General features: G+C 50.4%; 4 protein-coding genes. 3 read left to right on the plus strand and 1 reads right to left on the minus strand.

Annotation, left to right across the window (positions count from 1 at the left end):
• Positions 1–777 (plus strand): SpaA isopeptide-forming pilin-related protein (locus tag RDM26_RS07965; protein ID WP_307738439.1); only part of this gene is annotated, 777 nt, incomplete at its 5' end.
• A 413-nt stretch (positions 778–1,190) separates the two neighbouring features.
• On the opposite strand, the gene RDM26_RS07970 is transcribed toward RDM26_RS07965, so the two are convergent.
• Positions 1,191–4,829, minus strand: a complete 3,639-nt coding sequence (locus RDM26_RS07970) for a family 20 glycosylhydrolase (protein WP_307738440.1) — start codon at positions 4,827–4,829, stop codon at positions 1,191–1,193.
• Positions 4,830–5,077: 248 nt separating this feature from the next.
• Between RDM26_RS07970 and RDM26_RS07975 the strand changes: the two genes are divergently transcribed.
• Together RDM26_RS07975 and RDM26_RS07980 are read left to right on the plus strand one after the other, a co-directional pair.
• Complete coding sequence (locus RDM26_RS07975) at positions 5,078–8,338, plus strand: exo-alpha-sialidase (RefSeq protein ID WP_307738441.1); 3,261 nt, start codon at positions 5,078–5,080, stop codon at positions 8,336–8,338.
• A gap of 344 nt (positions 8,339–8,682) precedes the next feature.
• Positions 8,683–9,675 carry a hypothetical protein gene (locus RDM26_RS07980; protein WP_307738442.1) on the plus strand — a complete coding sequence of 331 codons (993 nt, stop codon included), beginning with the start codon at positions 8,683–8,685 and terminating at the stop codon, positions 9,673–9,675.
• Positions 9,676–10,154 lie beyond the last annotated feature (479 nt).

Here is a 10,154-nt window from a genome sequence, read left to right on the forward strand (position 1 = left end):
GATTCTGCGCTTGTGAAAACCTGTACGGTTCGTAATCGTGTTTGTACTGCTAAGGATGGTGATCTTGTTGGTGGCGCTAAGTTTGCCTTGTATAAGGGTAGTAGAGTCGATGAGGCTAATAAGGTTGGGGATTATACCGTTGGTGAGGGCGGGGTTGAGCTTTCTGGTTTGCAGCAGGGGTCTTATACGTTGAAAGAGGTTGAGGCTCCGGCGGGTTATGAGCTGAATCCTAATACTGTCACGTTTACGGTTAGAGCTAATGGCACGGTTTATCGTCGGTATTCAAAGTTCACTTACGACTTCAAGAATAACGAGTTTTATTTCCCGAACTTGAAAGTACAGACAATCGATATTTCTCTAAACAAAGTATCCGATAAAGATACCCCCCTAGAGAACGTAAAATTCGATTTATACGAAGCCGATAACCCGGATAAACCAGTGCAAAACATAACCACCGGAAACGACGGGAAAGCTAACTTAACGGTTACGCCCGGAGGTAAATATCGGTTAGTAGAAACCGCAACCGCCTCCGGATACGCCCTCCTGCCACAGCCAATAGAATTCCAGGTAGAGGCGAACGGCACGGTAACAATAGATAAACAAAACGGAAATGTAAACACCGTAACTGGGGGAGACAAAACCCTGAAAGTGGTCAACTATCCCGAAGGAAAACTGCCCTTATCAGGGCAGTCCGGATTCCTGGTTGTATTGCTTAGCGGATTATCCTTATTGTTGGTGGCTGTGGCCATATCCTTCTTGGGAAGAAAGCGAAACTAAAACGGCAACGTAGTATTGCTAAACGCGACCCGGTTGGCGGTTTTGGGTAGTAGCTGAGGATTGGAAGGTGAGGGTACTCTGCCCGGGGCTAATAGTTATTTTAACAATAGCCCTGCGGCTATCGGCCTACCGTCCTCGCTAAAGCTAAACCTATTAAAGCGGTTACTCAGTGAACACCGAGCCATGCACGTTCCATAACCATGCCCGGAACTGGTAACAACCACGGTTAGGGGAAAACCTGGGGGCTCACAAAAGGGCAGTAGGCCGTCATTAGCCCCAAAATAAGCATTTACGGGTTAGTCCCTCCCATTGAGGTATTAATCTATTAACCCTTTTTTACCCCCCCCATAAATAAATCTGGGGTTGGTAAGCGGAGATTCCGCTTACCAACCCCAGATTAATGATTAGCTACTCTAGAGACGTCGGCGCTTAATCGCCACCGCCCCTGCGGCTATCAATACCAAGGCTGCAGCTAGCGCGATTGCCGCATTCGAACCGGTGCCTTCCAAACCAGGGCTGCTGGCATGGCCGTTTCCGTTCCGGGCGGGCGCGACACTCCCGGGCGCATTCCCTTTACGGTCACCACTGGTGCTTCCACCCGGGGCAGGCTTATCGGAAGTACCCGGTTTACCAGTATCACCCGGCTTATCGCTACCGCCTGGATTATCAGTACCCCCAGGAGTATTGTCCTCGGTGACAGTAATCGTGAAAGCTGCGGTCACTGCTTCTTCATCCGGGTTCTCCGCGATAACCTCTACCCAGTATTTTCCAGCTTTAGCCGGTTTCCCGCTAATCACCCCAGTTTGCTCGTCAAAGACTACTCCCGCGGGGAGACCTTTAACTTTCCAAACTGTACCTTTAGCTACTTTCACCGGTATATCTTTAATCGGCGAACCTAGCCGCAGAGTCTGGTCAGCTATGGGCGCGATTGTCGCTGCCGGAGCTGCCGGATCAGCAGTTGGCCACTGATTAGCTGGGGCGCTTTGAACTTTAACTGCTGGCGAAACCGAAATCGGATTCTCGGGTTGGGCGGGCGCAGTCAAGGTGGCAGGCGGCATCTGTGAAGATACACAGATAGCGGCCGCGGACGCGAACTGATCTTCCCTACCTGCTACTTCGTCCCACACGTCGGTAATCAGCAGTTTCACATATTTAGCTTTTACCGGATTGTCATAGTAGGCACGCTGCCAATCGGTTCCATTTTCCCACTGACCCTCTTTTTGTAGCGTCCAACCTGTGGTCGCATTGCCGTCTTTCGTGGTGTCAGAGGTGTAAATCTGGTAACTCTTGATGCGACCGTTCACTTTCCCTTGCCGTGAAAGGTACTCGACCGAAAGCATATTGTTAATAGTGCCATCTGGATTAGTTAAAGCCTGTTGCGGACTAAATACCAGCCAGTGAGGCAAACGATCTACTCCGCCAGCCCATTTACTGTGCCAGAAGGTATTGGATTTACCTGATTCGTCTACGCCATCAAATGCGGCTTGTACGTGACCATTAGTAGCGCCCTCACCGGTCTTTTCTTCCGAGTCTGCACTTAAATCGGTAAATCCATCACATACGCGAGGTCCGAGCATTCCGCTCAAATTAACAGTAGTGCTTAGCTCCTCATCCCCCATCTTCCAGGTAAAGGTGGCGCTACCAGTCGTTCCGGTGGTGTTTACCAGCTTAAATTTAGCGGTTCCAGTGCCACGCGCAGGTAGCTCAGCCATTTGAACTGTTTCCGGCAGAACCTTCCAGCCTTCACTCACGGTGGCTTTAATTTCCGAGGGCGCGACTTTGGCATTATCGGCAGCTGAAACTGTTACCGTAACTTCCCGCGGTTCAGAGGGATTCACGTCCTTAATCTCTGGCTGGTCAGCGGTAATCGATTTTTCACGTACCAGGGAGAACAGGGCTTTATCAGCCAGTTTTCCTTTGGTGGCCACCAAATCTCTCGGGAATTGCGCAACCTTGCCGGCGGCTAGATTATTTCCAGTCCCAGATAATGATTTTTCCAGCAAAGTGGCGTCAGCTTTTACTTCCGCTGCCGAAACTCCTTGAATATCTACATGTTTCTCACTGCCGTCAGCTACTGCCAGGTACTGGATTGAAACCGCGTTCCGCAAAGAAACCTTATTATCGGCTTCTACCACTACCTGCCATTTCTGTTTGTTTCTTTCCCGACCGCTAGCAAAAGCATTCTTATAGGTTTCACTGAGCGGGCGGCAAGATACCAAGGTAGGCTGGGCACCCACTTCGCTGACCGCACCTAAATGCTTTGCACCTTCGCTCATCGTCAAGCATTGGCCGGTAGCAGCATTGGAAATCTGATAGTAACCATCATAGGTTTTTGCCAGCTTCCAAGGTCCCTTGGCTACCGGATCCAATTCTGGCAGACCGTATACCCCATCGGGAACCGTAGCTGCCTGCACCTTGGAACGGGTAGTAGGATCGCCCAGAGAGTCGATGGTAGCTTTCATACCGTCAGCGCCCTCCCATTTAGGCCAAGGACGAGAAGCTGACCAGGTCATTTGGGCTAAGAACCGCAGGGAATCAGCCGTTATCATCTGGACTTCGTTCTCGGTTTCATTGATGTTATCGGGCCATAGCGATACCCGCGCCCCCAGGAGTTTGTCGTAGTTAGGATCAATCTGGGCGCCACCATCAAAAGTACCCACGTTCCAATTTTTATTGTTATACAGGTTATTTGGCTTCATGGCATAGGTGTAACCAGCCGGATCAAAGGCGCGAGACCAATACATTGCTTGGGGAACATTTGTTAGTTGATATCCCCGTTCCGCGAGCTGTTGCGGAGTTAGCGTGCCGCCCTTTTTGAACCAATAGTCAATAACAATATCTTTATCCAGCTGGACGTTTGCGGTGTCATAAAGACCATCATTGAAAATCCGCAGATTCTTGCCTTTACCTTTTACATAGGTGTTTATTTCGTTGATAAAGGCGGTAAAAGCATCATTGGCGTTGGCGCTGGGGCCAAAAGCGTCTTGAGCATACTTCGTTAACTGGGGATATAGCTGGTATCCACCAGTCATGGTGTATTCGTCAGCCCCCATATGCCAGAATTTCGAGTCGAAAGCCCCGTCATATTCATCGATTAGCTTCTTAATGAAAGCCCGGGCTTTAGGGTTGGAAATATCTAGCTGATCGGGGTGATATCCGCCGTTCTTATCTACCAGTTGATATTGGGGAGCGTTCTCCAACCAAATATTCATATGGCCTGGTGAGTTTATTTCGGGAATAACGTCAATATTTAGGCTCTTCGCTTTAGCGACAAACTTTTTAACGTCCTCGGGGGTGTAGTATGACCAGGTCTGAGTGTCGGGATAGGCATCAGACTTTAGTTTCATTTCTAGGACGATGTTATTGATATGCAAGTCAGCAGCATCATCCAGAAAACGCTCAATCCATTCGGTTGAGATATTGAGCTGGCAGGCACACAGAGTTACCCCTCGTTCTTTGTATTTAGGTACTGATACTACCGAGCCTGCCGGTAAGGTTAGTTGTTTTTGGCGCATCAGCTGGGAAAAGGAGCGGGTCCCATAAAATACGCCCGCGTCAGTCGCGCCGATGATTTGCACGCCCGAGGAGCCAATCTTTAGTTCAAAGCCTTCTGCCCCTAAATCTTTGCGCGTACTATCTTGCAATAAATGCACGTCGAATTCGCTAGTACGCTTACCTATTTTCGCGGGAACCGGCGAACCTAAATAGGCGCTGAGCTCTGTCGCTAGTGCTTTAGCCCGCGCGTTGAGTGGCTGGGTGGAAACTACCCGCGCGCCCTCGGCTAGCGTCCAGGTTCCCCCACTAGCTTTCCAAGCATCCAGACTGGGAATAGTTTTCGGTAGGGTAGCGGAGCCGTCAGCTTTATAGGCTCCGAGAGGTTCGGCCGCAGCCGTGGGAGCTGGAAGCGATATTGACAGAGCTAACGCCCCACTTACTAGGGCTACCCCTAAAGGTTTCAATAGTTTTGAGCCTATTCGCTGCCGACCCTTACTGGCCTTATCAGCTTTAACCCAGGAACATAAAGATGGATTTTTTCGTTTTTGAAGCAACACTGCTACACCTACTCTAATCTATGAATGAGTCTGAGGAATTATCAGATTTCAACCTACCACACGTGAACAGCTATTACGTTAAGACTTATTAAGCTAATGCTAGCTTGACTTGATAAAATACAGTCCCAATAAAAAATGTGGGAGTTTCCACAAATAATAAATCTGGTGTTTCCAAGTAACTAAAGCATTAAGTTATTACAAACTGTCGATATTGGTAAAACTATTTTTGTATTGTTACGCTAAGCTTCATGAGCGCAAAGAAGCACCCCATTTTAAAACCAGTAATCAGTATCTTGTTTGCCCTAGCCCTAGCAATTGGGGCAGGCCTAGCCACCCCCTTAAGTGCCTATGCGGCAGAGCCTACTTTAGTAGCTACCAAGGACACTCCGCAGGCGAAAATAGAACTATACCTAGTATCCGGAAATCCTAAAGTAGCCGGTCAGACCGTTGAATACCGGGTAAAGCTAACCAATAAAACCGCCAAAGCTGCCTCCTTCGAGTCAGTGAACTACAACTTGGCAAATGCGGATGGTTGCAAATGGCGCAACGCTGCCTCCAATCAAGTGCAGGAATGTTATAAAGCGGGAATCGCGAAAAAACTAACCCACGTAGTTACCCCAGCTGAGGCTACGGCAGGCGGATTTGTCCCCTACGTTACTTTCCGGATGTATTCCGAGGTGGAATATGGCGGTGAAAAAACCAGCCTGGGCGGAATCAACGAGAATAAAATTCCGACCACCCTTACCGTTACCAACCCGAAACCAGCCGGTCAAAAATGGAGGTTAGGCGAACGCATCAACTTCAAAGCCACTTTGATTAACCACACTGGCAAAGCGCGGGCACTGTCCGCTAAAAGCTCCAACCTGACAAATTGGGAAGGCTGCAAATGGTCAAATATGCCAGTTAATCGAGAAATGGAGTGCACTGCCCCCTACCATGTAGTCACGGAAGCTGACGTTAAAGCCGGTAAATTCACCCCCGAAATAGTTTGGCAGTATTACCCCAATGCCGGATACACGGGGACAGCCACCTATTATGCGACCACCGAAGCCGAGGCGCTGCCGGTTGGGAACAACTATCTAAAGTTGGATAAGTTTGAGCTGGATCCCGAGTCGCAAAAAGCTCACTACCAGGTGGGGGATATTCTGAAATTCGCGGTAGAAGTTAGCGCGAACGGGGACGAGGCTTTGAAAGTAGCACCCGTAACCGACACCGCCCTAACTAACCTGACTGATAGCGCCGCCAGCAGCTGCGAGCGTGAAAGTCTGGCAGTCGGGACAGTTCATCCCTGCCAGCTGACCTACACCATCACTGAAGCGGATTTAACCCGCGGTGAAGTGGAAGCCAAGTTAGCTATTGACGGGAAAATGGGGCAGCAACTACTTAATCGCGTTACTGCCACAACTTTTGTATATACCCAAAAGCAATATCCACAGGCAGATGCGAACACTAAAGCTAAAGACGCGGATCCGGCAGCGGAACCTAATATCAGTGATTTGCATACTGTAGCTACCAGTTCAAAACAGGCAAATATCCGCATTCCGGCAATCGCCCTTGCCCCGAATGGAGATTTATTAGCCTCTTACGATTACCGCCCGAAGAACGGCAGCATGAATGGAGGAGACTCACCGAACGAAAACTCGATTATGCAGCGCCGATCTACCGATAATGGCAAGACTTGGCAGCCAGAAACAGTGATTGCCCGCGGAATCGTGGGCAGTAACATTGCCGGCCCCAGAGGCTACTCCGACCCGTCGTACGTAGTAGACCATGAAAGTGGCACTATTTTTAACTTCCACGTGTACAGCCAGGTATCGGGAGTATTCGCCAAGAATCCTGCCTATACTTTCACTCCAGACGGCAAAATTGATGAAACTAGCGAACACGCCATGAACTTAGGGCTGTCTGTATCTACCGATAATGGTCACTCTTGGACGCAGCGAGTAATTACTGACCAGGCATTAGGGGAAAAAGCGCGGGATTTGCAATCTTGCTTTGCTACCTCCGGTGCCGGTACCCAAAAAATGACTGCACCTAACAAAGGACGGCTGCTACAGCAGATGGCCTGCGTCCCGAAGACCGGAGGGATTGTTGCCTACACGATTTATTCGGATGACCATGGTAAAACCTGGAAATCTGGTAACCCCACCCCAGCAGTAGTTGAGGGTAAAAAGTTTGACGAGAACAAAGTTACTGAACTAAACGATGGGAGCCTAATCCTGATTTCGCGCTCCCAACAAGGTGGAGGCCGCATTATCTGTAGCTCTACCGATTCCGGGGAAAACTGGAAAGATTGCCACGTTAGCAATGATTTAGCTGACGAGAACAACAACGCGCAAGTGATTCGAGCTTTCCCAAATGCGAAACCCGGCACTTTACGTTCACAGGTACTACTGTTTTCGGGAACCGATAAGGGGCGTACGAATGGATATGTTTGGGCCTCGTTTGATAACGGGAAAACCTGGCCGGTAAAGAAACAGTTCAAGACGGGCGGCACGGGCTACACCACTATGACCGTGCAGAAAGATGGCAATATCGGGTTATTGATGGAGCCCAATGGGGGCGGATGGCAAGACATTGCCCACCTCAGTTTTAATCTGCGCTGGTTAGAGGATGATTTCCGCACCGAACTTAAAGGGAAAGATACCGCTGCTAGCGGGCAGATTGGCAAAGAAATCGCCCCGATTTCAGTGACCGATTTATTTGAACGCAACGATCCGCTGCTAGCAGACACTTTCGAGGTAACTGGACTGCCCGAGGGCCTGGTATTCGATAAAGAAACCGGTCAGATTAGTGGCACTCCCGTTGGAAAACTTGAGGCAGACAAAGATTACGAAGTAACCGTTAGCCTCAAGGAAGCCGAAGACGGAACTGAATACCCCAGAGCCGCGCAGGCTAAGCTCGCCCTCAAGATTTCCCCGCGAGATGCCGCCACTCCGGCACCTATCCCGCAGATCAGTCCGATAGCCGACCAAACCGTAACCGCGGACTCGATGATTACTCCTATTAAGTTAGAGGTTAAAGACGGGGCTATTGGAGCAGTTACCGGACTGCCCGAAGGAGTTAGTTTTGACGCCGCTACTGCAACCATCTTAGGGACTCCCAAGAAAGCGGGCGCTTATAAAGTCACGGTAACGGCTCTGAACGTAGATGGGGAGGAAAAAGCTACTGCTACCTTTACCATCACCGTTGAGGAATCAAAGCCGACCCCCGGTGGCGATCAGGAACCGGGCACGAATCCAGATCCCGGTACAGATCCAGGAACTACCCCTGATCCGGGTACTTCCCCCGGTGATTCCACCCAACAGGCAGGTCAAAGCGGTAAAGACCATAAGAACCTGAAGCCCCAAGCGACTGGCAAAGCGGCAAACCAGAAAGCTCAAACCGCTAACCCGCAGCGAAAGGGACTAGCGAGAACCGGCGCAAATATGGGAGCCGAATTGTTGGCGGTCTCGCTATTAATGTGCGGACTGGGTATCGCCACGCTTCAGCGCAGGAGGCGTGGATAGCATCCAGTAACTAAGTAAAGGTTTTGTCCGGTGATGGATTGGTTTCCATCACCGGACAAAATAATTCTAGGTAATGGGATTAATGGGGATTAGGCACTCACGGAGCCTATTAGATCACGTGGCCGATTGGGGAACGCCGGACCGAGAAGCGCCAGTCGGCGCTAAGGCCGCTCGTAGCGGCAATTTTTGGAGCCCGGGGCTAAACGGCCCGACGCCCTTATAGTCTAACGAAAGCCCTCCACCCTTGCATCTACCCTGGTAGGAGAGGATAATCGCAAATTTAGCTCGGAAAGGGGGTTTGATTCTCTTTGCCCTGAGAACCTAAATCTAGCGATAATGGGAAGGTGATTAATACTGCCCGAAAATATCGTTTGCGCCGTTTAGCAGCGCTTTTGATACTGGTTGTTCTGGTGGCAGTAATCGCCCTGGTGGTGAACATGATTTATGGGTATATCCAGCAAGAAGAATCTGCTGATTCCATTTCCGAACCCACCATGCCTCCGGTTAGCACACAGGGTTTTAATGCCACCGATTTAATCAGCGAAGCCGAGTTTACGCGCTGGGATTCCCTTTCTTCCTCCCAGATTCAGGATTTTATTACGGATTGGGGATACGGATGCCGCGCAGGTAAAGCTAAGGCTATGCCGGAAAGCACCGGAGTTGCGCGGACGAATGATGACAGCAAAAAGCAAGAGGTGGAAGTTCCCTGTTTGAAAGATTTTCGCGCTAGCTTGCGCCCTCATGATCCTGACCGATTTTGCCCGCAGGCGGTACCGGGCGGAGATAATCTTACTGCCGGTGAGGTTATCGCTCAGGTTTCTCGCAGCTGTCAGATTAATCCGAAAGCAATTTTGGTGACCCTACAAAAAGAACAGGGGCTGATCACTGTTTCTTCTTCCCGGCTTACCCCACGGCGATACGAAATAGCGATGGGCTATGGATGCCCCGATCATACCCAATGTGACCCGCAGTTCTACGGGTTTGGCACTCAGGTGTACTACGCGGCGCGCCAGTGGCGACGTTACCAGCTTGATCCTGATTTATACGATGTGCAAGCTGGCAAACCGGTTACTCTAGGTTACGGCCCAGATGCACGCTGCGGCCGTAAGGAAATAGTTCCGCGAAACTGGCCGACCGCCGCCCTCTACAATTACACCCCCTACTTGGCTTCTGCCGATGCAATCGCCGGACTTAGTGACGAATGCGCCCAGCCGGGGAATCTGAATTTCTATCAATTTTATAAAGCCTGGTTTGGTGATCCCCGCCAGGGCGGGGGAGAAGTCCTGACCCGCAAAGCTTTGGCGCAATGGCAAGATCAGCAAAAAGCAAAGCAGTAATAATAAGAAAATAGGATTTTGATTGACAATAATCCTTCATTGTTTACGCAGGAAGATGCTAAAATTACGGGGAGCGTTTGCAAGTTGACGCTCTGGCGAAGGATGTTATGGGAGGTATCCTTCGCCTAGGGGAGGATGCCAGGTATTTTCCCCTGACTCGGATCCCTACCGAGGACTGTTAGGGACTTGGGGGCTCAAGCAGGAAGCCTGAGCCCCCAAGCAATTCCCGTCCTCTACCCTTGAATGCCTCTTTCGGCGTGTTTCGGGCTACCGCAGGCTCTCTAGGTAACGCGCGGAGCCTGGGGTTTTACTGTAGTTTCCGCGGGGAGCCTAGGTTTTTCCTCCCGCCCAAGAATTCGGAAAACGTAGCGGCGTTTTCCGAATTCTTATTCCCACCGCACCCACTCGGATAAAACCCAGGCTCCCCGCTCGCTGGTACCACCTAAGTAAGGGGCTCAGCGGGAACAAGAACCGCCAGA

The organism is uncultured Varibaculum sp., assembly GCF_902489465.1.
Taxonomy (GTDB): domain Bacteria; phylum Actinomycetota; class Actinomycetes; order Actinomycetales; family Actinomycetaceae; genus Varibaculum.

Coding starts and splice junctions, on each gene's coding strand:
- RDM26_RS07975 (WP_307738441.1), top strand. CDS start 5,078: ATGAGCGCAAAGAAGCACCCCATTTTAAAACCAGTAATCAGTATCTTG.